Origin of the sequence: Thalassobaculum litoreum DSM 18839 (assembly GCF_900102465.1) — a bacterium.
In the GTDB taxonomy this organism is placed as follows: Bacteria; Pseudomonadota; Alphaproteobacteria; order Thalassobaculales; family Thalassobaculaceae; genus Thalassobaculum; species Thalassobaculum litoreum.
This window is the reverse complement of record NZ_FNBW01000020.1, coordinates 25,194-50,602: the sequence shown is the minus strand read 5'-3', so window position 1 is coordinate 50,602 and position 25,409 is coordinate 25,194. Positions and strand designations below refer to the sequence as shown.

21 protein-coding genes are annotated in these 25,409 nt (G+C 68.0%); 12 read left to right on the top strand and 9 right to left on the bottom strand.

Annotated features, from left to right (window positions below; translation table 11 throughout):
• Positions 1-81: 81 nt before the first annotated feature.
• The 3 genes from BLS34_RS23340 to BLS34_RS23330 all read right to left on the bottom strand — a co-directional run bounded on the left by BLS34_RS23340 (position 82) and on the right by BLS34_RS23330 (position 3,616).
• Complete coding sequence (locus tag BLS34_RS23340) at positions 82-954, bottom strand: 3-hydroxyacyl-CoA dehydrogenase family protein (protein ID WP_028795299.1); 873 nt, start codon at positions 952-954, stop codon at positions 82-84.
• A gap of 103 nt (positions 955-1,057) precedes the next feature.
• Positions 1,058-2,839, bottom strand: a complete 1,782-nt coding sequence (locus BLS34_RS23335; protein WP_093154302.1) for an acyl-CoA dehydrogenase — start codon at positions 2,837-2,839, stop codon at positions 1,058-1,060.
• 3 nt (positions 2,840-2,842) lie between these two features.
• On the bottom strand, positions 2,843-3,616 hold the full coding sequence (locus BLS34_RS23330; protein WP_093154300.1) for an SDR family NAD(P)-dependent oxidoreductase: 774 nt from the start codon (positions 3,614-3,616) through the stop codon (positions 2,843-2,845).
• Between the two features lie 236 nt (positions 3,617-3,852).
• Between BLS34_RS23330 and BLS34_RS23325 the strand changes: the two genes are divergently transcribed.
• Positions 3,853-5,418, top strand: coding sequence for a peroxidase family protein (locus BLS34_RS23325; RefSeq protein ID WP_093154298.1), 1,566 nt, complete (start codon positions 3,853-3,855; stop codon positions 5,416-5,418).
• Positions 5,419-5,437: 19 nt separating this feature from the next.
• Here the strand turns inward: BLS34_RS23325 and BLS34_RS23320 are convergent, their stop codons facing one another.
• Entirely contained in the window at positions 5,438-5,719 is a 282-nt protein-coding gene (locus BLS34_RS23320) for a hypothetical protein (RefSeq protein ID WP_139189441.1), read from the bottom strand.
• Between the two features lie 191 nt (positions 5,720-5,910).
• On the opposite strand from BLS34_RS23320, the gene BLS34_RS23315 reads away from it, so the two are divergent.
• From BLS34_RS23315 to BLS34_RS23300, 4 genes are read left to right on the top strand one after another with little or no spacing between them, the layout of a single operon-like run.
• Positions 5,911-6,879: a glycine--tRNA ligase subunit alpha gene (locus BLS34_RS23315; protein ID WP_093154296.1), complete on the top strand. Its 969-nt coding sequence runs from the start codon at positions 5,911-5,913 to the stop codon at positions 6,877-6,879.
• Positions 6,872-8,965: a glycine--tRNA ligase subunit beta gene (gene glyS, locus BLS34_RS23310; RefSeq protein ID WP_093154295.1), complete on the top strand. Its 2,094-nt coding sequence runs from the start codon at positions 6,872-6,874 to the stop codon at positions 8,963-8,965. Before BLS34_RS23315 ends, glyS begins: the two co-directional genes overlap by 8 nt.
• 20 nt (positions 8,966-8,985) lie before the next feature.
• A complete protein-coding gene (ppdK, locus tag BLS34_RS23305) occupies positions 8,986-11,661 on the top strand; it encodes a pyruvate, phosphate dikinase (protein WP_093154293.1) in 2,676 nt (891 codons plus the stop codon).
• Positions 11,662-11,719: 58 nt separating this feature from the next.
• Positions 11,720-12,376 carry a cysteine hydrolase family protein gene (locus BLS34_RS23300; RefSeq protein ID WP_093154292.1) on the top strand — a complete coding sequence of 219 codons (657 nt, stop codon included), beginning with the start codon at positions 11,720-11,722 and terminating at the stop codon, positions 12,374-12,376.
• A 15-nt stretch (positions 12,377-12,391) separates the two neighbouring features.
• On the opposite strand, the gene BLS34_RS23295 is transcribed toward BLS34_RS23300, so the two are convergent.
• Complete coding sequence (locus tag BLS34_RS23295; protein WP_093154290.1) at positions 12,392-12,889, bottom strand: NUDIX hydrolase; 498 nt, start codon at positions 12,887-12,889, stop codon at positions 12,392-12,394.
• A gap of 19 nt (positions 12,890-12,908) precedes the next feature.
• The gene (locus BLS34_RS23290; RefSeq protein WP_093154289.1) at positions 12,909-14,447 is read right to left on the bottom strand and encodes a UxaA family hydrolase; all 1,539 of its coding nucleotides are present in this window, start codon (positions 14,445-14,447) and stop codon (positions 12,909-12,911) included.
• A gap of 296 nt (positions 14,448-14,743) precedes the next feature.
• On the opposite strand from BLS34_RS23290, the gene BLS34_RS23285 reads away from it, so the two are divergent.
• From BLS34_RS23285 to BLS34_RS23270, 4 genes are all read left to right on the top strand, one after another.
• Positions 14,744-15,679 (top strand): bifunctional helix-turn-helix transcriptional regulator/GNAT family N-acetyltransferase, encoded by a 936-nt coding sequence (locus BLS34_RS23285; protein WP_093154287.1) that lies wholly within the window; start codon positions 14,744-14,746, stop codon positions 15,677-15,679.
• A 25-nt stretch (positions 15,680-15,704) separates the two neighbouring features.
• Positions 15,705-16,613 carry a DMT family transporter gene (locus BLS34_RS23280; RefSeq protein ID WP_093154286.1) on the top strand — a complete coding sequence of 303 codons (909 nt, stop codon included), beginning with the start codon at positions 15,705-15,707 and terminating at the stop codon, positions 16,611-16,613.
• 222 nt (positions 16,614-16,835) lie between these two features.
• Positions 16,836-17,624 (top strand): SDR family NAD(P)-dependent oxidoreductase, encoded by a 789-nt coding sequence (locus tag BLS34_RS23275; RefSeq protein WP_093154284.1) that lies wholly within the window; start codon positions 16,836-16,838, stop codon positions 17,622-17,624.
• A gap of 2 nt (positions 17,625-17,626) precedes the next feature.
• Positions 17,627-18,421 (top strand): MaoC family dehydratase, encoded by a 795-nt coding sequence (locus BLS34_RS23270; protein ID WP_093154283.1) that lies wholly within the window; start codon positions 17,627-17,629, stop codon positions 18,419-18,421.
• Here BLS34_RS23270 and BLS34_RS23265 read toward each other — a convergent pair.
• The 3 genes from BLS34_RS23265 to BLS34_RS23255 all read right to left on the bottom strand — a co-directional run bounded on the left by BLS34_RS23265 (position 18,413) and on the right by BLS34_RS23255 (position 20,957).
• The gene (locus BLS34_RS23265; protein ID WP_093154281.1) at positions 18,413-19,234 is read right to left on the bottom strand and encodes a DUF3108 domain-containing protein; all 822 of its coding nucleotides are present in this window, start codon (positions 19,232-19,234) and stop codon (positions 18,413-18,415) included. The two genes, BLS34_RS23270 and BLS34_RS23265, sit on opposite strands and share 9 nt — an antisense overlap.
• 79 nt (positions 19,235-19,313) lie before the next feature.
• Positions 19,314-20,177, bottom strand: a complete 864-nt coding sequence (locus BLS34_RS23260) for a DMT family transporter (RefSeq protein ID WP_175474358.1) — start codon at positions 20,175-20,177, stop codon at positions 19,314-19,316.
• Between the two features lie 195 nt (positions 20,178-20,372).
• Positions 20,373-20,957 (bottom strand): TetR/AcrR family transcriptional regulator, encoded by a 585-nt coding sequence (locus BLS34_RS23255; RefSeq protein WP_093154278.1) that lies wholly within the window; start codon positions 20,955-20,957, stop codon positions 20,373-20,375.
• A gap of 100 nt (positions 20,958-21,057) precedes the next feature.
• Between BLS34_RS23255 and BLS34_RS23250 the strand changes: the two genes are divergently transcribed.
• The 3 genes from BLS34_RS23250 (at position 21,058) to BLS34_RS23240 (ending at position 25,275) form a co-directional block, all read left to right on the top strand.
• A complete protein-coding gene (locus tag BLS34_RS23250) occupies positions 21,058-21,915 on the top strand; it encodes a MipA/OmpV family protein (protein WP_175474357.1) in 858 nt (285 codons plus the stop codon).
• A 463-nt stretch (positions 21,916-22,378) separates the two neighbouring features.
• Positions 22,379-23,521: a magnesium/cobalt transporter CorA gene (corA, locus tag BLS34_RS23245; RefSeq protein ID WP_051244954.1), complete on the top strand. Its 1,143-nt coding sequence runs from the start codon at positions 22,379-22,381 to the stop codon at positions 23,519-23,521.
• Positions 23,522-23,697: 176 nt separating this feature from the next.
• A complete protein-coding gene (locus BLS34_RS23240; RefSeq protein WP_093154274.1) occupies positions 23,698-25,275 on the top strand; it encodes an OpgD/OpgG family glucan biosynthesis protein in 1,578 nt (525 codons plus the stop codon).
• The last annotated feature ends 134 nt before the right edge of the window (positions 25,276-25,409 follow it).

Genomic DNA, 25,409 nt, shown 5'->3' with positions numbered 1-25,409 from the left:
AGGGATCTTCCGGCGTTCCAGCATTCCTCATCCTGGGCCCCGGCACGGGGCCGAGGAGACGGGCAGGGTAGGGCTGTGCGGTCAGTCGACCCGCTTGCCGTCCTGGTAGCGGTACCAGCCGCGGCCGTAGCGGCGGCCGAGGCGGCCGGCGGCGTGGAGCTGCTTGATGGTCGGCCGGGTGTGCATCCGGTCGCCATAGGCGTCTTCCAGGATCTGGCTGACCTTCAGAGTCAGGTCGATGGTGATGTTGTCCATCAGCTCGAACGGGCCGACCGGGTGGCCGAGGCCGAGGCGGCAACCGGTGTCGATATCGGCCGGGGTGGCGGCCCCTTCCTCGACCAGGCGGATCGCCTCGTCCCACATGGCGAACAGGATGCGGTTGACCGCGAAGCCGACCACGTCCTTGACCTGGATCGGGGTCTTGCCCGGCAGCTCGACCATGGCGGTGGCGCGCTTCACCACCTCCGGATCGCTGTCCATGCCGCTGATCACTTCCACGAGCTTCATCCGGCTGACCGGGGAGAAGAAGTGCAGGCCGAGGAAATTGCCCTGGCGCTCCTCGGAGAAGTACGAGGCCAGCACCGAAATCGAGATCGACGAGGTGTTCGACGCGATGATCGCGTCCTTCTTACAGACCTTGTCGAGCTCCTTGTAGAGCGCGCCCTTGGCCTCCTGGTCCTCGGTGATCGCCTCGATCACCAGGTCGCAGTCGCCATAGGTCGACACGTCGGTGAAGGTCTCGATATTGGCCAGCGCGCGGGGCTTGTCCTCCTCGGCGAAGAAGCCGCGGCCGATGCCGGAATCCAGCGTCTTCTCCAGCTTGGCCATCGCCTTGTCGACGTATTCCTGGCTGGCGTCCATCAGCCGGACCTTGACGTCGGCGAGCGCGAAGACCAGCGCGATTTCGGAACCCATCATGCCGGCGCCGCATACGCCGAGACGTTGGATGGTCATGGGATCGTCCTCCAGAACGGGTGAGCCACAAAGCGGCGGAATGTCTTAATAGGTGAGACGGCGATTCACGGCTCAGATCGTTTCGATCTGAACCGATCGCGGTCTAGAACCAGCTCTCTTGCACATCGACAAGCGTGGCGTCGAGAGATTGCAGCAGCCGGGCGCGCTGTTCGGCCCGCGGCAGCTCCCAGCGGGCGACATAGCGGGCCGCGGCCAGCTTGCCCTGGGCGAAATCCCCGCCCTCCCGCGCGGCGGCGATCGCCTGCCGTGTCCAGATCCAGCCGAACACGGTCAGCCCGGCGAGGTCCATATAGGCCTCGGCATTGGCCAGCAGGCGGATCGGGCCGATCTCGGGGGCGGCCTGGGTCAGTTCGCGGGTGATCTCGACCAGCCAGTTCCGGGCGATGCGGGTGGCGTCGCGGATTTCGGCGGCCTCGGGGATATCGGCGGCCTGGATGATCGTGTCGTCGATCGCCTCGATCACCGCAGCGAAGGCGGCGCCATGGTTCTGCGTCGCCTTGCGGCCCAGCAGGTCGATCGCCTGGATCGCGTTGGTGCCCTCGTGGATAGGATTCAGCCGGTTGTCGCGGTAGAACCGCTCGACCGGGAAGTCGCGGGTGTAGCCGTAGCCGCCGAAGATCTGGATGGCGTTGTGGTTCGCCACCAGTGCCTGGTCGGAGAACCAGGCTTTGATGATCGGCGTCAGGAAATCGAGCATCAGGCCCTCGCGCCGACGGATATCGGGCGCGGGGTCGTGGTTCATCCGGTCGATGCGCATGGCCAGGTCCAGCGCCAGCATCAGCCCACCCTCGGCCACCGCCTTCTGCTGCAGCAGCATGCGTTTGACGTCGGCATGCTCGATCAGCGGCAGTTGCGGCGTGGTCGGGTCCTTGTCGCCCGGATGGCGGCCCTGGGGCCGCTCGCGGGCATAGGCCAGGCTCTCCAGATAGCCCCGATAGGCCAGCATGATGGCGCCGAAGGCCACGCCGACCCGGGCCTCGTTCATCATGTGGAACATCTGCAGCAGGCCCTTGTTCGGCTCGCCGACGATCCAGCCGATGCAGTCGTCCTCCTCGCCGAAGCTGAGCGCGGTGTTGACCGTGCCGCGATAGCCCATCTTGTGGTTCAGCCCGATCAGCCGCACGCCGTTCGGCGCGCCCGCCTTGCCCGTCTCGTCCAGGCGGTAGCGCGGCACGATGAACAGGCTCAGCCCCTTCACTCCTTCCGGCGCCCCCTCGATGCGGGCGAGCGTCATGTGGACGATGTTCTCGGAGATCTCGTGCTCGCCGCCGGAGGTCCACATCTTGGAGCCCTTGATGGCGTAGGTGCCGTCGTCCAGTAGCCGCGCGGTGGTGCGCACGTCGGACAGCGACGAGCCGGCCTGCGGCTCCGACAGGGCCATGGTGCCGAGGAAGCGCCCCTCCAGCATCGGCTGCATCCAGACCCGCTGCTGTTCCTCCGACCCGTGGGCGAGGATCAGGTTGGCCGCCGCGATGGTCAGGAACGGATAGGCGGCGGTCGGCACGTTGGCCGCCTTGAAATGGGCGAAGGCGGCCTGCTGGATGGTCCAGGGAAGCTGCATCCCGCCGCGGTCGGCATCGTGGTGGGCGGCCATGAACCCGGCCTCGGAGAAGGCGCGCACCGCGTCGGCGATCTCCGGGATCAGCACGACCTTGCCGTTCTCCAGATAGGGCTCGTTGGCGTCGGCCTTGGCGGCGTGCGGCAGGAACTTGTCCTCCGCGATGCGCCGGGCGGTCTCGATCACCGCCTCGAAGGTCTCGCGCCCGTGATCGGCGAAGCGCTCGTAGCCGGTGAGCTGTTCGGCGTCGAGGACGCGCCAGAGGGCGAAGTCCAGGTCGCGGGGATCGATCAGGGGCGCGGCCATGGCTCAGGCTACCAGGAAGCCGCCGTCGACGGTCACCACCGTCCCGGTCATGTATTTCGAGGCCTCGGAAGCCAGCAGTAGCAGGCCGCCGTCCAGATCCTCCGACTGGCCGAGCTGGCGTTGGGGGATGCCCTTGACCAGCTTCTCGCCGGCCGGGGTGTGGAAGAAGTCGGTGTTGATCGGCGTCTCGATATAGCCCGGCGCCAGGGCGTTCACCCGTACCCCGACCCGCGCCAGCTCCAGAGCCATGGACTTGGTGAGCTGGATCAGCGCCGCCTTGGAGGTGCAGTAGCCCGACAGGTGGCCGATCACGCTCTGACCCAGCACGCTGGCGATGTTGATGATCGAGCCGCCCTCGCCGCCCTCGCTGTGGCGCGCGGCCATCCGGCGCGCGGCCTCCTGGCCGGCGAGGAAGCAGCCCTTCAGGTTGGTGTCGAGCACCGAGTCCCAGTCCTCGACGCTCATCTCCAGGAACGGCTTGGTCACCGCGATGCCGGCGTTGTTCACCAGGATATCGACCGTGCCGAGCTCCGCTTCCGTGGCGTCGAAGGCGGCGCGGACCGAGTCCAGATCGGTCACGTCCATGGCGATGGCGGCGGCGGTCCCGCCGGCCGCCTCGATCTCGCCCTTCAGCGCTTCCAGCTTGCCGGTCTGGCGCGCGGCCAGGGCCACTTTCGCGCCCGCCTCGGCCAGGGTCTTGGCGAAGCCGGCCCCCAGCCCCTGGCTCGCCCCGGTGACGAGCGCGGTCTTGCCGGAGAGGTCGAAACGGTTGGCCATGGGCGGGGTCTCCTCAGTCGAAATGCGTGGCCGACTCATAGCTCCCCAAGGGGGCGCGCGCCACCCCACAACCGGACGGCGACCGGCGTCGGCGCCTCAAAGAAGGGTGTGCGTTCATTTCCTGTTAACCACGTGGCAAAGACCACTGCCGCGCCCCGTCGGAGGGCGCACAAGGGCGCCGGATCCTCCGGGGTCCGTGGCGGGCGGGGAGCCGCCTCTTCGATAGGGAAGAGGACATGGATATGCATTTCAGTCAGCAGGATGGTGCGGAGACCGAGGGTCAGACGGCAGGGCGCGGCGCCTTCGGCTATCTGTTCGAGGATGCCGCCCGGTCGCCGGACTGTCTGCTGCCGGCATGCGACCGCACGGTGAACGGACTCCTGGATCTGGGCGCGGCCATGGGCGATCCGGGCACCCGGGCCGATGCCGAGATCCGCACCGACGGCACCCTGCCGGCGGTCATGACCTATTTCGCCCGGTTCATTGCCCACGACCTGACGGCCCGGATCGACCGGAAGGCCGGCCCGACCCCCTTGCCGGACGGCGCGATTCCAGAGGGCGCGGCACCAGCCTGCGCACGCGATGTCGCCGCCGGGTCCGTTCTGGCGCCGATGGCCCCGGATCTGTTGGTCCGGCGGATCGTCAACGGCCGCCGCCCGCAGTTCGACCTCGCCAGCCTCTACGGCGACGGCCCCGGTCTGGGGGCGGCGCTCGGCTGCCCCGACCGGATCGGCGCCAGCTCCGACCAGCTCTATGACGGGTTGCGCCTGAAGGTCCGGTTCGACCGCGACGGGCGGCTCGATCTGCCGCGTCATGTCGACGGCGTCTCGGCCGGGCGGGCGATCGTCGGCGACGGGCGCAATGACGGGTGCCTGAACCTGAGTCAGTTCCACGCGGCGATGCTGCGCTTCAACAACGTGGTGTTCGAGAGCACCCATGGATGCTCGACCCAGAGCCGGTGGAGCCAGACCCGCCGGCTTGTGCGCTGGGCCTATCAGTACCTTGTCGTGAACGCGTTCCTGCCCGCGGTCTGCGATGCGGAGGTGCTGGCAGACGTGACGGCCAACGGCCCCCGGTTCTTCCGGCCGTCCGGCGGCGCCGCGGCCATGCCTCTGGAGTTCGCGCTGGGCGCTTTGCCGTTCGCGGACTCGATGGTGCGACCGGCCTACACGGTCAACGACGGGCTGACCCTGACCCTCGACGAGGCCCAGGATCCGCCCGGCCGGCTGGTCGGACCGGACCACCGGCTGAAGCCGGAGGCGGTGATCTGCTGGCGCAACTATGTCGATCTCGCGGAGGCGGGCATCCCCGGCCCGCAGCGGGCGCGGCCGATCGGGCCCCGCCTGACCCGGGGGCTGGGCGGCCGCACCGACGCGGTGCGGGCGATGACCGGGCGGGCGCAACGCCGTCTGCTTCAAGGCTATCTCAGCAGCCTGCCGACCGGCCAGGCGGTGGCCCGTCGTCTCGGTCTGGTGCCGATGAGCACGGAGCAGGTCGCCGGGGACGATCCGGTGCTGGCCCGCGCCGTCGCCGCCGGCGGCTTCGCGGACCGCACGCCGCTGTGGTTCTACGTTCTGCGCGAGGCGGCGGCGTTGAGCGGCGGGCGTACCCTCGGGCCGGTGGGCAGCCGGCTGCTGGCCGACGTCGTGCTCGGCCTGCTGCGGGCCGACCCCAACAGCTATCTGAACCATCAGGGCAACCGGGCGGTCACCGCTCGCGGCATCGAGATCACCTCGGGGCTGAGCGCCACGACGATCGGCTCGCTGGCCGATGTCGTGCGCTATGCCGGGCTGCGGCGATAACATCAGGAGGGCGATAGCGTCAGGAATTGGGGTGCGAGTCGATTTCCTTGGATGCGATGGCCGCGCCGTCAGGGGCGCCGGGCGCCAGATCCTTCAAGATCAGCGCGGTCTCTTCGGGCGTACCGCAATTGGCGATGATCGTGGGGTAGGGCGCGTCCATCCCGGTGTGAATCGAGGCGTCGATCTGCCGCTCGCACGCTGCGCGGGACTGGAAGACCTCGGCGCCGGTGTCGAGCAGGTCGCACTGGTTGCCCGCGTCGGAGCAACCGAACATGCTGAGGATGATGAGTACCTTTTCCATGTCGAGTAACCACCTTTCTCTCTGATAACGAGACCGGTGGGGGTGCGGTTCCATTCCTTGAGCCGTATCGGGAGTCTTTGCAGGGCGTTATCCGCCGCCGACTGCAGTGCGGCATGACTCCATCGCGCCTTGATCTGGGCCCGGTGCCCGTCTAGTTTCTCGCACCCGCGAAATCCCGCGAGAGACGAGACATGCCCGACGGCGACAGGCCCGGCACTGCGCATCAGCCACGCACCGATTTTCAGTCCCTGATTCTGACGCTCCAGGCCTATTGGGCGAGCAAGGGCTGCGTGATCCTTCAGCCTTACGACATGGAAGTGGGGGCGGGCACGTCGCATCCGGCGACGACCCTGCGCTCGCTCGGTCCGGACGACGTGTGGCGCACCGCCTATGTGCAGCCCTCGCGGCGGCCGACGGACGGCCGCTACGGCGAGAACCCGAACCGGCTGCAGCACTATTACCAGTTCCAGGTCCTCGTGAAGCCGTCGCCGGTCGACAGCCAGGAGCTCTATCTCGGCTCGCTGCGCGCCATCGGCCTCGACCCGCTGGCCCACGATATCCGCTTCGTGGAGGACGACTGGGAGAACCCGACGCTGGGCGCCTGGGGACTCGGCTGGGAGGTCTGGTGCGACGGGATGGAAGTGTCCCAGTACACCTATTTCCAGCAGGTCGGCGGCATCGACTGTTCGCCGGTCAGCCTGGAGTTGACCTACGGTCTGGAGCGCTTGGCGATGTACATCCAGGGCGTGGACGACGTGTACCACCTCGACTGGGACGGCATCCCGGAAGAGGAGGGCGGCAAGGTCTATGGCGACGTCTACAAGCAGGCGGAGCTGGAGTTCTCGACCTACAACTTCGAATACGCCGATACCGACCAGCTGTTCCGGCGCTTCAAGGACTGCGAGGCCGAGTGCGCCAAGCTGCTGGAGGCGAACCTGCCGCTGCCGGCCTATGACCAGTGCCTGAAGGCCGGTCACTCCTTCAACCTGTTGGACGCGCGGGGCGTGATCAGCGTGACCGAGCGCCAGGCCTATATCGGCCGGGTGCGCACGCTGGCGAAGGGCTGCTGCGAGAAGTGGGTCGAGGTGAGCGCCGCCTGGAAGGCCGATTGGGAAAAGAAGAAGGCGGAGGCCAAGCGCTCCGAGAAGAATCATGGCTGAACTGCTTCTGGAGCTGTTCTCCGAGGAGATCCCGGCGCGCATGCAGGCGCGTGCGGCGGAAGACCTCAAAGGGCTCGTCACCGGTAAGCTCAAGGCCGCGGGCCTGGAGTTTTCCAGCGCCGACGCCTATGTGACCCCGCGCCGGCTGACCCTGGTGGTCGACGGTCTGCCGGACAAGCAGCCGGACGTCAGCGAGGAGCGGCGCGGCCCGCGGGTGGACGCGCCGGAAAAGGCGATCCAGGGCTTCCTCGGCTCCACCGGCCTGACCCTGGACCAGTGCGAGAAGCGTGACACAGGCAAGGGCGAGTTCTGGTTCGTGGTGATCGAGAAGAAGGGCGCGGCGACCGCCGACGTCCTGCCGGAGATCATTCTGTCGTCCATCCGCGAGCTGCCCTGGCCGAAATCCATGCGCTGGGGCCGCAACACCTTCCGCTGGGTGCGCCCGCTGCACCACATCTTGGCCGTGTTCGACGGCGCGGTCCTGGACGGCGGCCTGGACCTGGGCGAGACCCAGCTCACCTTCACCGGCGAGACGCGGGGCCACCGCTTCCTGGCGCCGGATGCCGTGACGGTCGGCTCGTTCCACGAGTACCGCACCGAGATCGGCGGCGCCTTCGTGATGCTCGACCGCGAGGACCGCAAGGAAGCCATTCTCGCCGAGGCCAAGGCCCTGTGCGAGGCCGAGGGGCTGGTGCTGCGCGACGACCCGGGCCTGCTGGACGAGGTCTGCGGGCTGGTCGAATGGCCGGTGCCACTGATGGGCCGGATCGACGCCGAGTTCATGTCGGTGCCGCCGGAGGTGCTGGTCACCTCCATGCGCAGCCACCAGAAGTATTTCGCGGTGGAGAAGCCCGACGGCACCCTGGCCGACCGGTTCATCCTGGTCTCCAACATGGCGAGCGAGGAGACCCGCAACGCCAATATCACCGCCGGCAACGAGAAGGTCCTGCGCGCGCGGCTGAGCGACGCCAAGTTCTTCTGGGACCAGGACCGGGCGGTGAAGCTCGCCGACCGCCGCGACGCCCTGCGCGACGTCAAGTTCTACGACAAGCTCGGCACCATGGCCGACAAGGTGGAGCGGGTGTCGCAGCTCGCCGCCGAGATCGCCCCGATGGTCGGCGCCGATGCCGACACCGCCCGCCACGCCGCGACCCTGGCCAAGGCGGACCTGACCACCGGCATGGTCGGCGAGTTCCCGGAGCTGCAGGGCCTGATGGGCCGCTACTACGCGCTCGACGCCGGCGAGGACGCCCAGGTGGCCGACGCCATCGCCCAGCACTACTCGCCCGTCGGCCCGACCGACACCTGCCCGACCGCGCCGGTCTCGGTCGCCGTGGCGATGGCCGACAAGATCGACACCCTGGTCGGCTTCTTCGCCATCGGCGAGACCCCGACCGGCTCGAAGGACCCGTTCGCCCTGCGCCGCGCCGCGCTCGGCGTGATCCGGCTGATCATCGAGAACGGGCTGCGGATCAGTCTTTTGCCGCTGTTCGCCCAGGCCCGCGCCCGCATCGCCGGTGCCGAAGGGGCGGCGGAGGCCGATGCCAAGCTCCTCGACTTCTTCGCCGACCGCCTGAAGGTCCACCTGCGTGAGCAGGGCGTGCGCCACGATCTGATCGCCGCCGTGTTCGAATTGGGTGGCGAGGACGACCTAGTCCGCCTGCTGGCCCGGGTCCACGCGCTGGCGGACTTCCTGGCCACCGATGACGGCGCCAATCTGCTGGCCGGCTACCGCCGCGCGTCCAACATCCTGCGCGCCGAGGAGAAGAAGGACGGGCCGTTCTCCGCCACGGAAGAGACCTTCGCCGACCGGATCGATCCGTCGATTCTGGCCCAGGCGGAGGAGACGGCCCTGTACGACGCCGTGCGGGCGGCCGACACCGAGATCGGGAACCATCTGGCCGCTGAGGCCTTTACCAGTGCTATGGCGTCTCTATCTAACCTCAGGGGGCCGATCGACGCATTCTTCGACGCGGTCACGGTCAACGCCGATGACGCGGCACTGAGAACCAATCGCCTGCGCCTGCTCGACGCCGTCAGAACGGCAATGGGGAATATTGCCGATTTCTCGCGGGTTGAAGGCTAGAGGATCGAGGGAAAGACAGCATGACACAGTGGGTCTACGGATTCGGTGGCGGCTCTGCCGAGGGTCGCGCGGATATGCGCAATCTCCTGGGCGGCAAGGGCGCCAATCTGGCCGAGATGAGCTCCATCGGGCTGCCGGTGCCGCCGGGCTTCACGATCTCCACCGAGGTCTGCACCTACTACTACGACCACGGCGAGCAGTATCCCGAGGACCTGACCGACGCCGTCGAGGTCGCGATCAAAAAGATCGAGGACGAGGTCGGCATGGTGTTCGGCGATGCCGAGAACCCGCTGCTGGTCTCGGTGCGCTCCGGCGCCCGGGTCTCCATGCCGGGGATGATGGACACGGTCCTGAACCTCGGCCTCAACGACACCACGGTGGAAGGGCTGATCAAGCGCAGCAACGACGCGCGCTTCGCCTATGACAGCTACCGCCGCTTCATTCAGATGTATGCCGACGTCGTCATGGGCGTCGACCACGGCCATTTCGAGGAACTGCTGGAGCTGGCGAAGGAGGAGAAGGGCGTCTCCCTCGACACCGAGCTCAGCGCCGACGACATGAAAGCCCTCGTCGATCAGTTCAAGGCGAAGGTGAAGGAGCAGCTCGACGAGCCGTTCCCCGAGGACCCGCGCGACCAGCTCTGGGGTGCGATCACCGCCGTCTTCGGCTCCTGGCGCAACCAGCGGGCCAATGTATACCGCCGTCTGCACGGCATCCCGGAAAGCTGGGGCACCGCCGTCAACGTCCAGGCCATGGTGTTCGGCAATATGGGCGACGACTGCGCCACCGGCGTGGCCTTCACCCGCGATCCCTCGACCGGCGAGAACATGTTCTACGGCGAGTTCCTGGTGAACGCCCAGGGCGAGGACGTGGTCGCCGGCATCCGCACGCCGCAGAGCCTGACCGTCGCCGCCAAACGCAAGCAGGGCTCCGACCTGCCGGCGATGGAAGAGGTCATGCCGGAGGTGTTCCAGCAGCTCGACGACGTGCGCATCAAGCTCGAGACGCATTACCGCGACATGCAGGACATCGAGTTCACCGTGCAGCAGAAGAAGCTGTACATGCTGCAGACCCGCAACGGGAAGCGCACCGTCCACGCCGCCCTGCAGATCGCCGTCGACATGTGCGAGGAAGGCCTGATCACCGAGCGCGAGGCGGTGTCGCGGATCGAGCCCCAGGGCCTCGACCAGCTCCTGCATCCGACCCTCGATCCCGAGGCGGAACGCAACGTCATCGCCAAGGGGCTGCCGGCCTCGCCCGGGGCCGCCTCGGGCAAGGTGGTGTTCTCTGCCGACAACGCCGAGGCCGCCGCCCGCGAGGGCGAGCGGGTGATCCTGGTCCGCATCGAGACCAGCCCCGAGGACATCCACGGCATGCACGCCGCGGAGGGCATCCTGACCACCCGCGGCGGCATGACCAGCCACGCGGCCGTGGTCGCCCGCGGCATGGGTCGGCCCTGCGTGTCCGGCGCCGGCCAGATCCGTGTCGACTACGCCAACAAGACCTTCTTCGTCGGCGGCACCGAGGTGAAGGTCGGCGACCGCATCACCATCGACGGCGGCACCGGCGAGGTGATGCTCGGCGAGGTTCCGACCATCCAGCCGGAACTGTCGGGCAATTTCGCCAAGGTCATGGAATGGGCCGACGCGGCGCGCCGCATGCGCATCCGCGCCAATGCCGAGACCCCGGCCGACGCCCAGGTCGCCCGCGATTTCGGCGCCGAGGGCATCGGCCTGTGCCGCACCGAGCACATGTTCTTCGAGGGCGAGCGCATCGTCGCCATGCGCGAGATGATCGTCTCCACCACCGAGGCCGGCCGCCGCGCGGCGCTGGCCAAGCTGCTGCCGATGCAGCGCGACGATTTCATCGAGCTGTTCCGGATCATGGAGGGCCTGCCGGTCACCATCCGCCTGCTCGACCCGCCGCTGCACGAGTTCCTGCCGCATACCGAAGAGGAGATGGAAGAGGTCGCCAAGGCCGCCGGCGTCTCCGTGGAGACGGTGAAGCGCCGGGCGCTGGAGCTGACCGAAAGCAACCCGATGCTCGGCCATCGCGGCTGCCGTCTGGCCATCAGCTATCCGGAGATCTCCGAGATGCAGGCCCGGGCGATCTTCGAGGCGGCGACCGAGATCGCCAAGCGCGGCGAGGCGCCGCTGCCGGAGGTGATGATCCCGCTGGCCGCCACCGACGCCGAGGTCCGCATCATCAAGGCGATCATCGACGACGTCGCCGGCCAGGTGGCCAAGGAGAGCGGGATCACGGTCGACTATCTGGTCGGCACGATGATCGAATTGCCGCGCGCCGCCCTGCAGGCCGACAAGATCGCGGTCGAGGCGGAGTTCTTCAGCTTCGGCACCAACGACCTGACCCAGACCACCTACGGCCTGTCGCGCGACGATGCCGGCGCCTTCATCCACTTCTACGAGGAGAAGGGCATCATCGAGGTCGACCCGTTCGTCAGCCTGGACCAGCAGGGGGTCGGCGAACTGGTGAAGATCGCGGCCGAGCGTGGCCGCAAGACCCGCCCGGACATCAAGCTCGGCATCTGCGGCGAGCATGGCGGCGATCCGTCCTCCATCGGTTTCTGCGAGGAGATCGGGCTGGACTATGTGAGTTGCTCGCCGTTCCGCGTGCCGATCGCGCGGCTGGCGGCGGCCCAGGCGACCATCGCCCAGGAGAAGGCGGCGGCGGAATAGGCCGCGCCGGGCAAATCAGCGGATGGTGTGCGCCCCTGGTTCCGGTTAAACCGGACCCATGGGCACGATCTCCTGCAATGCCGGACTGAGCTTCACGGCCGATCCGGCCAGAACCGCGCTGGTCGCCATCGACTTCCAGCGCGATTTCCTCGACCCCGGCGGCATGGTGGCCGCCTTGGGCGACGACATCGCGCCGATGCGGGCCATCATCCCCAACGCGGTCGCCCTGATCGCCGCCGCCCGGCAGGCCGGCCTCATGCTGGTTCACACCCGCGAGGGCTACGCGCCCGACCTTTCCGACATGCACGCGCTCAAGCGTGACCGCAAGGTGGCCGGAAGCGACGGGCCGCTGGGCCGCTTCCTCATCCGCGGCGAGCCGGGCCAGGACCACATCGCGGAGTGCCGCCCGGCCGCGGGGGAACTGGTCCTGGACAAGCCGGGCTTCGGCGCCTTCTACCGTACCGACCTGGAGGACCGCCTGCGCGCCCGGGGTGTGGACGCGCTGATCCTGACGGGCGTGACCACCCAATGCTGCGTGGCGTCGACCATGCGCGAGGCGGTCGACCGCGGCTTCCGCTGCCTGACGGTGGAGGACGCCTGTGCCGCCACGACGCCGGAGCTGCACGACGCCGCGATCTCGCTGGTCTACGGCGAGAACAACCTGTTCGGCTGGGTTAGCGATACCGAGCGGGTGCTGGCGGGGTTTAAGGCTTAACCCCTCGACGGGGTGTCAGATCAACTGAAACACCCCGCCGCTGGCGCGGAAGCGGTGCAGCACGCCGAGGGTTCGGTCGACCGTGCCGGTCCGGTCCTCCGGCAACGCGTCCTGGGCAAAGAACTGCACGTCCAGGCTCTCATGCCCGTCGGCCCTCAATTCCCCCTCCCACGCCGTGGCGTGAAAGATCATCGCGTAGGCATAGAGCACGTCGCCGTGCGGATACGCCACCCGGTCGTGCTCCGGGTGGCTGGCGAAGCCGATCGGAGTGAGGGGGCCGGCGACGAGGCCTGTCTCTTCGCGCAGTTCGGTGCGGGCCGTGTCCTCGATCGTCTGGCCCATCTCCGCCGAGCCGGCGGGCCAGCTCCACAGCTGGAAATCGCCGCGCCGGATCAGCAGGATCTCGCCGGCGGGGTTCTCCACGATCACCCGCGCCCCCGGCATCAGGACCGGACGCGGGCCGATGATCGCGCGGAGCCGGCCGAGATAGCTGTCGGCGAAGGATCCGCTCATGAGGTGCCTTGGACCCCGGTCACATGACCGCGCCGATCTGCCACGGGATGAACTCGTTGTCGCCCATGCCCTGGGCCTCCGACTTGGTCGGCGAACCGGACGCCACGTCCAGCAGCCGGTCGAAGATCCGCTGGCCCATCTCCTCGATGGAGATCCCCTCGTCCAGCACCTCGCCGCAGTTGATGTCCATGTCGTCCGACATGCGGCTGTACATCGGCGTGTTGGTGGCGAGCTTCAGCGAGGGGGCGGGCTTGCAGCCGTAGACCGAGCCGCGGCCGGTGGTGAAGGCGACGACGTTGGAGCCGCTGGCCACCTCGCCGGTGATCGAGCACGGGTCGTAGCCGGGGCTGTCCATGAAGACGAAGCCCTTGGTGTCGATGGTCTCGCCGTATTTGTACACGCCGGTCAGGTTGGTGGTGCCGCCCTTGGCCGCCGCCCCCAGCGACTTCTCCAGGATGGTGGTAAGCCCGCCGCGCTTGTTGCCGGGCGAGGGGTTGTTGTTCATCTCGCCGCCGTTGCGGGCGGTGTAGTCCTCCCACCATTTAATCCGCTCGACCAGCTTCTCGCCGACCTCCTGGCTGACCGCCCGGCGGGTGAGCAGGTGTTCGGCGCCGTAGATCTCCGGCGTCTCGGCCAGCACCGCGGTGCCGCCATGGCGTACCAGCAGGTTCGCCGCCTCGCCCAGGGCCGGGTTGGCGGTCATGCCGGAATAGGCGTCGGAGCCGCCGCATTGCAGCGCTAGGGTCAGCTCGCTCGCCGGGCAGGTGCTGCGCCCGGCCTCGTTCGCCTTGGGCAGCATCTCCCGGATCATGCCCGAGCCCCAGTCGACGGTCTTCCGCAGCCCGCCCGCGTCCTGGATGTTCATGGTCTGGAACGCGTCGCCGCGCTTGATGCCGTAGGCCTCCAGGAGGAAGTCGATCTGGTTGACCTCGCAGCCCAGCCCGACCATCAGAACGCCGGCGAAGTTCGGATGCCGCGCCATGCCCCAGAGCACCCGCTGCAGGTTGGCGTAGCCCTCGCCGTCGCCGGCCATGCCGCAGCCGGTGGAGTGGGTGAGCGCCACCACGCCGTCCACATTCGGATACTGCTCCAGCACCTGCGGGGTGATCGCCTCGGCGATGTACCTCGCCGCGGTGGCCGAGCAGTTCACGCTGGTCAGCACGCCGATATAGTTGCGGGTGCCGATCCGGCCGCTGTCGCGCTTGAAGCCCTGGAAGGTCGCCTGTTCGCTGTTGTTGAAATAGGCGGTCGGCTTCACGTCCGCGCCGAACGCGTAGTCGCGTTCGAAATCCTGCATCTCGACGTTGTGCACGTGGACATGGGCGCCGGGCTCGATCGACTCGGTGGCGAAGCCGATGATCTGGTCGTATTTGCGGATCGGCTCGCCCGCCGCGATCGGCTTGGTGGCGATCTTGTGGCCGGCCGGGATCGCGGCCTTGGTGGCGATGCCCTCGCCGGACAGCTCCACGCCGGGGGTGAGGTCGAAGCGGGCGGTGATGACGTTGTCGGCCTTGCTCAGGCGCACGGTCAGTCGTTTGGCGTCCGAAGAGGCGGACATGGCGGGTTCTCCCTGGCGAATATGGTGGTCGTTTCTCGTTGGTCCGTCGCGGACGCGGCGAGCATAGCGCGACGGCGGGGGTGCCGGAAACGGGTGACGTGGTTTGCTCCCGACATGACCCTAACGCGTCATCCCGGGAGAGCCCGGACTTGATCCGGGGTCTGCCCGGGACCTTGCACCAGGCGCCCAGACTGAGTCCCGGCCGAACTCCGGGTCGGGCCCGGACCTCGCCGGAATGACGGGGTATGATGGATCTAGTTGTCTAAGGCATCTAATCCAGTGCTATAATCACCTATATGGCCGACCCCGCTGCCACCCTCGCTCCCGAAGTTGCCGCGTTCCGGCGGTTCAGCCGGTTCTACACGTCCTATATCGGGGCGCTCGGGCCGGACCATCAGGGCAGTGCGGTCTCGCTCACCGAGATGCGCGTGCTCTACGAGATCGCCCATCGCGAGGGTCCGACGGCCAAGGAGATCAGCGCCGACATGCGGGTCGATCCCGGCTATGTGAGCCGCCTGCTCAAGGGCTTCCGGGCCAAGGGCTGGGTCGCCGCCGTACCGGACGCCACCGACGGCCGGGTCCGGCGCCTGTCCCTGACCGAGGCCGGCCGGGCCGCCTTCACGCCCATGTACGACCGGGCCAATGTCGTGGCCGCCGAGGCCCTGGAAGCCCTGGCGCCTGAGGACCGCAGGCGACTGCTATCGGCCATGGGAACGATTCAGGCGATCATCGATCCGACGGCCGCGCCGGCGGAGCCTTATCTGCTGCGGCCGCACCGGCCCGGCGACATGGGCGAGGTGATCGCCGCCCATGGCAGGCTCTATGCCGCCGAATACGGGTTCGACATGAGCTTCGAGGCGCTGGTCGCCCGGATCGCCGCCGATTTCATCGACAACTTCGACCCGGCTCGCCACTGCTGCTGGATCGCCGAGCGCGACGGCGTGGTGGTCGGCTCGGTCTTCATCGTCGACGCGGACGAAACCACCGCCAAGCTGCGCATGCTGTTCGTCGACGGGCGGGCCCGCGGCCTCGGCATCGGCAAGCGGCTGACCGAGGAGGCGATGCGCTTCGCCCGGTCCGCCGGCTATTCCCGCATGACCCTGTGGACCAACGACATCCTCACCGCCGCCCGCGAGATCTACCGCAAGGCCGGGTTCGACCATGTCGCCAGCGAGCCGCTAAACGCCTTCGGCGTGTCCATGGTGGCGGAGACCTGGGAACGCGATCTGTGAGCCCAGCCCCCACGAGCACCGGTCGATGAGCGCATCCCGGCCGCCCCTCGCGGTCATGACCGCAGCCTTCACCGGGGTGCAGGTCGGCCTCTCGATCGTCGCCAGCCGGGTGGCGGTGGACGATCTCGGCCCCACGGTGCTGGCGCTGTTCCGCTACAGCATCGGCGCCGCGATGATCCTGCCGCTGGCGGTGCATCTCGGCTGGCGCCGAATCCCCCTGCGCGATCTCTGGGTGATCGCCGCCCTGGGCATCGGCCAGTTCGGCATCCTGGTCGCCCTGCTGAACCTGGCGGTGATGCATATCTCCGCCGGCCTGGGCAGCCTGATCTTCGCCACCATGCCGGTGCAGACGGTGCTGATCTCGGCTCTGCTCGGCCGTCAGGCGCTGACCCTGCGCCGGCTGGCCGGTGCCGCCCTGACCACGCTGGGGGTCGCGGCGGCGCTCAGCGACCGGCTGATCGGCGAGGCGGGTGGCGCGGGTCTATGGATCGGCATCGCGGCCGCCCTGGCCAGTGCCTTCACCGGGGCGGTGTGCTCCGTGCTCTACCGGCCCTACCTGACCCGCTATCCCACGGTGCAGGTCAGCGGCCTCGCCATGGGGGCCTCGGTGCTGTTCCTGGCGATGCTGTCACCGTTCGACGGCCCGCCGATCGGCTGGGACGCCCTGGACGCCGCTCCCTGGGGGATCGTGGCCTTCATCGGCATCTTGAGCGGTGTCGGCTACATCACCTGGCTGTATTCCCTGCGCGAGATGGTGGCGACCGAGGTCACCCTGTTCCTGGCGCTGGCGCCGATCACCGCGTCGGCCCTGGGCGCGCTGCTGCTGGGGGAGACGCTGGGTCTGGGCCTGTTCGCCGGGCTGGCGCTGGTGATCCTCGGCATGCGGCTGGCGCTGTCTCAAGCGTCGTCCTCCCCTTCATCGTCATCCCGGTGAGGTCCGGGCTCGACCCGGAGCTCGGCCGGGACCCAGCCACATCGTTCGGTGCAGGGTCCCGGGCAGACCCCGGATCAGGTCCGGGCTCTCCCGGGATGACGATTGAAGGGAAAGGCGGAACCCGCTTTTCCACGGGATGACGCGGAGGATCGGCGCGGCCTAGACTTCCGGGATAACCGCGCGCCCGACCGGGAAAGCGCGGACCCATCCAGGAGGAAACGGATGTCCGACACGGATTTCAGCGGTCAGGCTGTGCTCATCACCGGGGGCGCCAGCGGGATCGGCTACGCCGCCGCCCAGGCCTTCGCCAAACGCGGCGCGCGGATCGCCATCGCCGACCTCAACCAGGACACGGCCCAGGCCCAGGCGGCGACCCTGGGCGACGGGCACATCGGGCTCGGCGGCGATGTCTCGACCGAGGCGACGGCCGACCGGCTGGTCTCGGCCACCATGGACGCCTTCGGCCGGATCGACGTGCTGATCAACTGTGCGGGCATGTCCGACACCTTCCTCGACACCATCGACCAGACCGCCGAGCACTGGCAGCGGCTGATCGACGTGCACCTGACCGGCACCTTCGTGATGTCGAAGCGGGCGGCGCGGGAGATGATCGCCGCCGGCTATGGGGTGGTGATCAACATCTCCTCCATCGCCGGCATCCTCGCCCTGCCGCGGCGCAACGCCTATACCGCGGCCAAGCACGGCATCGTCGGGCTGACCCGCAACCTCGCCTGCGAATGGGCGCAGAAGGGCATCCGGGTGAATGCCATCGCCCCCGGCTATATCCGCACGCCGCTGGTCCAGAACCTGATCGACCAGGGCAAGATCGACGAGAAGAAGATCCGTCGCCGCACCCCGCTCGGCGAGATGCTGCCGCCGAGCGCCATCGCCGATGCCATGATCTTCCTCGCCTCGCCGCTGGCCCGCACGGTCACCGGCGTGAACCTGCCGGTGGACGGCGGCTACACGGTCTATGGCGGCATGGTCGACGCCGCCGAGATCGAGGACTGAGGATGGCGGGCGAGACCCTGATCCCCGGCTTCCGGTTCCCCGAGGTCACCCTGTCCCGCGATCCGGCCGCCCAGGAGGAGGCGCTGAAGGCCTGCGCCGTCGATCCGGCGGCGTGGGGCGGGCTGACCGAGCCGACCCTGTGGGGCAATGACGGGTTCCGCGCAATGTCGGCGGCGGGTCAGGAGATCGACGGCTACATCCATGTGGAGCAGCGGCTGACCCTGTCCGGTACGGTGCCGCTGGGCGAGGCGGTGCTGTTCTCCGGCGAGACCGTGTCGAACGAGGCGGTGCCGCGTGGCCGCCGCATCGTCCAGCGCTTCGAGGTCCGCCGGGCCGACCGCAGTCTGGCAGTGGTGTCGGAACATATCCGCCTGCTGCCCGACCTGGAGAAGATGGGCGCCAAGCCCAGTTCCGGCTCGGCGTCCGCGCCAGATCCGGTGCCGGGCACGGCGATCGCTCGGAAGGCGATGCAGCCGCAGGACGTGGTCACCTATTCCAAGTCGGTGGGCAACGAGATCCATTTCGACCCGGAATTCGCCGCCCGCTACGGCTACCGCGCGCCGCTGGCACAGGGACTGATGACCATGACCTGGATGGTGGCCCATCTGGCCGAGCGGCTGCGCGCCGCACCGGTGGCGATGGTGGTGGCCCGGTTCAAGCGGCCGGTGTTCTGGGACGATCCGCTGACCCTGGTCGCGCAGGACCCGGAAGACGATCGCCAGGCCCAGCTCAGCGCGGTGAATGCGGAAGGTCGGGTCGCCTGCGATCTGCGGATGGAGATCGTGGCCTCAGCGTGAGCCGCGCGCGGCGGTTTCATCGCTCAACGCCAGATCCTTGCGAGTCTCGACGCCGGTGAGGTGGGCCATCAGCGTGCCGAAATCGGTTTCGATCTTCAGCGCCACCGGAATGGCCGGCGCGTCCTTCACCGGGCGGGCCACGTAGACCACCCGGTCGCGGGCGGTCTTGCTGTACTTGCTGGGATCCTTCCGTTCGCCGCCGAGCATGGCGTATTCCACCCGGCAGCGCCGCGCCTCGCCGCTGAAGATCGAGTAGCTGGTGGCCGGCAAGGTCTCCATGCCCTGGTCGCTGACCCGCAGGTCGTAGCGCCGGCGGCCGTCGAACACCGCGAACTCGCCGTCGCAGGTCCCCGTCTGGTTCATCGTCCGCGAGACCTGGGCGATCACGGTCAGCGGGTCGATGGTTCCGGTCTCCGCATCCTCCGGCAGGGCGGTCACCTCCTCGGGATCCGGGGCCGGGTCGATGCGGGTCTCGGTCACCTCGCCGTCGGGGCCGTAGGTCAGGATCACCGAGCGCTGCTCGTCCCCGCGCCATCCGAAATTCGTGTGCCGGTCCGGCACCGCGCGGCGACCGTCGAACCGACCGGCCGACCGGGTCTCGCCGCGCCAGCCGAAGAACACGCTGAGGATGCCCCGGGTCTCCGCCTTCGCCGTCACGGCGTAGCGGCGCGTCTCCGGCGCGAACTCGGACTCCGCGCTCAGGATGTGCAGCCCGCCGAAATAGACCTCGTAGGTGGCGCGCATCGGGCCGCCGGCGGCCAAAGCGGGCGTGGAAAACGCGATCAGAAAGGAAGCGAGCAGGAGGCGGTTCACGAAACTCTCCGGCAATGGTCGTTAACCTTGATCCCTTCAAGATCGGTCGCGCGGGCGGATCGTCAATATCCCGGCGCGTCTAACGCCGCTCCGCCGGGTCGGAGATGTCGTCCTCGTCCTCCACCGGGGCGGCCCGCGCGTCCCGCCGGACCCAGATCGCCGCGGCAACGATCAGGATCGCCCCGAGCAGGGTGTTGCCCTCCGGCACGTGGTCGAAGATCAGGTACCCGAAGACGGCCGCATAGAGCAGCCGGGTATATTCCAGCGGCGACAGGGCGGAGGCCTCGGCGCTGCGGTGGGCGCGGATCATGGTCCACTGCGCCGCCCCCATCAGCAGGCAGAGCAGGGCGATCCAGCCCCACTGCTCCAGGCTCGGCATGATCCATCCGGTGGTGCCCGGGATCGCCACCACGGCGAGCACCACGGCCGATTGCCAGATCATCATGGTGGAGGTCCGTTCCACCTGGGCCAGCGTGCGCACGACCAGCATCGTGCCGGCCGTCATCGCCGCGGCCAGGACGGCGAAGACCGCCATCGGATCGACCATCGAACTGGCGCTGGGGGCGAGCACCACGGCCACCCCGGCGAAACCCAGCGCCATCGCGCCCCACCGGGTCACGGTCATCCGCTCGCGCAGCAGCAGGCCGCCAAGCAGCACCACGAAGAACACCTTGGTGAAATGCAGGGTCGTGGATTCCGCCAGGGACAGATGCACCACGGCGGTGAAGCCGAGCAGCATCGAGCCGGCCGAGAGCAGGCCGCGGAACAGGTTGAGCCCCGGACGCTCGGCCCGCAGCACCTCGCCCCGGGACTGCACCATCGCGGGCACCAGAATCGCCATGACGCCGAGCTGCCGCAGCAGCAGGAGCTGGGTGGTCGGCAGGCTCTGCCCGAGCCATTTGAACAGGGCCAGCATGATCGCGAAGATCAGGGCGGTGAGCATGTACCATGCGGCCGGGGAAACCGCCGGAGCGCGGAAGTCCGATACCGATGCCACTGGCCGGCCCTGATCAGGTTGTACCGCCCATTCTACTGACGCGGGCAGGAGGGCGTGAACGGTGGCCGACAGCGCAAGATTTTGCAACCGGCAAAACATTCTCTTATCGGTGGTGGCGCTTGTTTGCGGAGACCGCGCCGCCTAGCGGTCACGGTCGCTCCTGACCAAGGGGAGAAAGATCTTGTCCACCCAGGCGGTTCGTAGCTCCGGCGAGGGGGGCGAGAACGACATGATGGCGTGATAGCGGAAGAGGTCGCTCAGCAACGTGACGACCGGTGGGGCGAGGCAGTGCTCCTCGATCTCGCCGCGATCCGCCGCCCGGCGCAGAATGCCGCCCAAGGTATCGTTGCCGCCGGCGCCGAGCGCCTCGCGGAAGTCCTGCGGCGTGGAGGCGGTTTCCTGGAAGTATCCACTGGCGAAAACGGAGAAGGCCGCAGCGATGCCTTGGGCACGTTTCGAGGCCCGGTCCAGATACTCCAGGAGTTCGCCCCGGAGATCGCCTGACTCGGCCACAGACATCGGGTGGTTTTCCAGCTCCTTGCGGATCGCCGCGATGGCGAGGTCGGCGGTGCTCGACCATCGGCGGGCAATTACCGGCCGGCTCGTGCCGGCCCGCGCGGCCACCCCTTCCATGGTCAGTCCGGCGTAGCCCCGTTCCGTCAGTTCCATCCAGGCGGCCTCCAACAGGGCCGCTTCCAGATCCGCGCCGCGACGGCGTTCCTTCATGCGTCAGTCACCCCAATAAGATGCATCAATGCATCTTGACTCGATCGTTCGGTCATCTCTATAAGATACGAAAATGCATCTTATTTGCGGAGCCATGCACGTGACAAGCCCCAACTCTCTGATCCGTCGGATCGCCACCGGAACGTGGCTTGCCGCCACAGCACTGACGATCGCCTTTCCAGACGCCGCTCAGGCGGGGTCCGCCGCGAAGAAAGACCCAGCGTCGGCTGCCGTTCTCGCTTCCGGCGCCGAGACCAAGAAGGACGCAGAGACCAAGAAGGATGACGACCATTGGACGGTGGGAGCCGGCGCGGCCTGGACCCCCAAATTCAAGGGATCGGACGACTACGAAATTGAACCGGTGCCGCTGGTCGATGTGAAGTATGGCCGGTTCTTCGCCAGGACCGGAGACGGAATCGGCGTCAACGTGCTTCAGACCCCCGTCTTCGCCGCCGGGGTCGCCGTCAACTGGATGCGGGGATATGACGACGACGACGTGCCGGACGGGGTCGAGGGGGCCGACGACGCTCTGAGCGCCCGCCTTTTTCTGTCGGCGCGCTTCAATGGCGCGGTGGCGACGCTCGAGGCGACCCAGGGGGTGAGCGATACCGACCGGGGAATGACCGTGGGGGTGGGGCTGGCCTACCCGGTGCACGCGACCGATCGGCTGACGCTCACGCCCAGCCTCGGGGTGACTTGGGCCAACGAGAAATTCATGGACGGATATTTCGGCATCGACGGGGCCGAGGCGTCGTCATCGGGCTTGCGGAGCTACGCGCCCGGAAGCGGCTTCCGGGACGTCACCCTGCACCTGAGCGCTCGTTATCGGGTGACCGACTCCCTAAGTGCTGTCGGGTCCATCGGCGTGTCGCACCTGCTCGACGAGGCGGCGAACAGTCCTCTGGTGGAGGAACGGACACAGCCCCTGGGCCTGATCGGCCTGACCTACAGCTTCTGACCGGCCCATGCCGGACCCGAAGAATCACGGGCGTTCACGGGGAAGGACCGGCCCACGCCTCCGGCTTGGCCGCTATGTGAGGAGTACCGCCCTGCGGCTTCGCGGAACTCTGGACCACGAGGTCGTACCGGTCTTGGTCATGCTGGCCCTGGTGCTTCTCATCGGTGTACTTCAGAAGATCTTCGTCGACCTCTACATCTAGAGTAGATCGTGCGGTGACGGGATCACTTCGTGATCGCGTCAGCGTGCGTGAATATTCTCTATCTCATTGTTTTATAAATAAATTCACCGACCATATTGGGCCGTGAACTGATTCAATATGGTCGGATTTGGCTCTAGGGCAGATGACGCGGGACGGCCTTTCGTCCGGCGCCACGGAACACCTGCTCGCCTGACATGGTGCGAAGAAGATAGCCTTCCATTGGAGCCAGGGGACGTTTGGACATCGCGAGGCAGACCGACAATGGGTGCGACCGATACGCAACCGCATATCTCCCGGCCCGCACGCCGGCGACACCGCCGCCGCACCCCGCCCGGAGCGGCGCCCGGAACGCTGGTCGCGGATCCCGAGGCTCAGGGCTCGTCGATCTCGGCCATCGGCTATGACGCCGGGCGGTTCTTCGAGAAACACGATCTGACGGTCGAGGACGTGACCGCGCTGAAAGGCACGGCGGGCACCCTGTGGGTCGACGTCACCGGCCTGGCGGATATCGCGCTGATCGAGCGGCTCGGCGCCCTGTTCGGCCTGCACGGCCTGGCGTTGGAGGATGTGATCAACGTCCACCAGCGGCCCAAGTTCGAGGAATACGACGACCAGCTCTTCATCGTCACTCGGATGGCGCCGGAAGGGCGCGGGGTGGAGACGCGGCAGATGGCCATGCTGCTGGGCCAGGGCTTCGTGCTGTCGTTCCGCGACGACCGGGCCGATTGCCTCGGGCTGGTGCGCGACCGGCTGCGGCGCGAGAACGGCAAGATCCGCCAGTACGGTGCCGACTACCTCGCCTATGCCCTGATCGATGCGGTGGTCGACGGATATTTCCCGGCGGTGGAGGCGATCGGCGAGGATCTGGAGGCGTTGGAGGAGGCGGTGATCCTGCATCCGCAGGAAGGTCAGATCCATGAGGTCTATCGGGTCCGCCGCGACCTGCTGGACATGCGGCGCGCGATCTGGCCGCACCGCGATCTGGTGAACGCCCTGATCCGCGACGACAGTCCGCTGATCGATGGTCGCACCCGGGTGTTCCTGCGCGACTGCTACGACCACGTGGCCCAGCTCATGGACATCGTGGAGACCGAGCGTGAGATTGCCTCCAACCTGGTGGACGTCTATCACTCCTGCATGAACGCCCGGCTCAACGACATCATGAAGATGCTGACGCTGATCGCGACGATCTTCATGCCCCTGAGCTTCATCGCCAGCCTCTACGGCATGAATTTCGACCGGGACGCCTCCGAGTGGAACATGCCGGAGCTGGGCTGGCGCTACGGCTATCCGTTCGCCCTGGGGCTGATGGCCGTGTGCGGCCTCTCCATGCTGGTCTATTTTCTGCGCAAGCACTGGATCGGGCTGCCGAAGACCCGGCGCCGGCGCTCCAGGAAATCCTAGCGCCGGCCCGTCCCGACTCTGTGCATAACCGTCCCGCGGCCTTGGTTATCGGACGCTTGAGCTAACCCCGGTTCGGTGTCATGTAACGCGTCGCTGGCGGGGGCCGATCGGATGCTCCCGGTTACGGTCGCGGCCCGCCCGGCAATGTGCCGTTTGTTGTCTTCGCAGGTCCTTCCATGTCCCATTCTAACAGGCGTGACGTGATCCAGGGCGCGGGTGCCGCGCTGCTGGCCGTTCTCGCGCATCCGCACCTCGCCCGGGCCGCGGCTCCCACCCTGTCCTTCGGACAGCCCTTCGAATTCGGCTACGAGGCGCTGGTCGACCGCGCCCGCGAGATGGCCGCCACCCCCTATGCGGCGGCGCCCATCGTCGCCCCCGACGTCATCGAGGCGATCGACTACGACACCCACGGCAAGCTGCGCTACCGCCCCGACGAGGCGGTGTTCGGCGACGGCTCCGGCAACTACCCGGTCACCTTCTTCCATGTCGGTCGCTACTTCGCGCGTGGCGTGAAGATGCACACCCTGATGGACGGCCATGCGCGGCAGGTGCGTTACAGCCCCGAGCTGTTCGACATGCCGGCGGACAGCGTCGCCAAGCAGCTTCCCAGCGATGTCGGCTTCGCCGGCTTCCGCTTTCAGGAGAGCCGGTCGCGGGACGACTGGCGGACCCAGGACTGGCTGGCCTTCCTCGGCGCCAGCTACTGGCGGGCGATCGGCGATCTCGGCCAGTACGGCCTGTCCGCCCGCGGCGTGGCCATCGACAGTGCCACGCCGGGCCCGGAGGAGTTCCCCGAGTTCCGCGAGTTCTATCTGACCCCGGCGGCGCGCAAGGACGATCCCAACGTCATCCTGGCCCTGCTGGACGGTCCCGGCATCACCGGCGCCTACAGGATCACGGCGCGGCGCACCAAGGGCGTGGTGATGGAGGTCGAGGCGCGGCTGTTCCTGCGCCGCGACATCGAGCGCCTGGGCATCGCCCCGCTGACCTCGATGTACTGGTACGGCGAGAGCAACGCCGAGATCAGCAGCGACTGGCGTCCGGAGATCCACGACTCCGACGGGCTGGCGATCTGGACCGGCAATGGCGAGCGGATCTGGCGGCCGCTGACCAACCCGCGCGTCCCGAACGTCTCCTCCTTCCTGGACGAGAACCCCAAGGGCTTCGGGCTGATGCAGCGCGACCGGAACTTCGAGCACTATCTCGACGGTGTGTACTACGACCGCCGACCGAGCCTGTGGATCGAGCCGGTCGGTGACTGGGGCCGCGGCTCGGTGCAGCTCATGGAGCTGCGCACCGACGACGAGATCCACGACAATATCGGCGCCTTCTGGGTGCCCGAGGGTCCGGCGCGGGCCGGCAACAGCTACACCTTCAAGTACCGGCAGTACTGGCAGACCGACATGCCGACCCCGCCGCGCCCGGTTGCGGTCTGCGTGTCGACCCGCCTCGGCCATGGCGGACGGCCCGGCCAGACCCGGCAGACCGACGCCCGCAAGTTCGTGGTCGAGTTCGACGGTCCGGCGCTGTCGGCGCTGAAGGACGGCGAAGAGCCCGAGGCGGTGGTCGCGGCCTCATCGGGCCGGGTGGACGACGCTTTCGCCGAGAAGGTCCCCGGCACCAAGCGGTGGCGGATCATCTTCGACCTCTATCCGAACGTCCCGGACCCGTCGGAATTGCGCGCCTTCCTGCGCACGGACGCCGGCGCGCTGACGGAAACCTGGCTGTATCGGTACGACCCGCTGCCGCGCTGAAGGGCGGGGGAGGCGCCCGCTCCTCCCCACCTCCCGCCTCTCCGTCTCCCCCCACAGTCTCCCCGGCCCTGCGCCGGGGCCCCGGGGACCGCTTGCCGGAGCGGCGGAGAATTATCGCCGGGCACTCCAGCCGC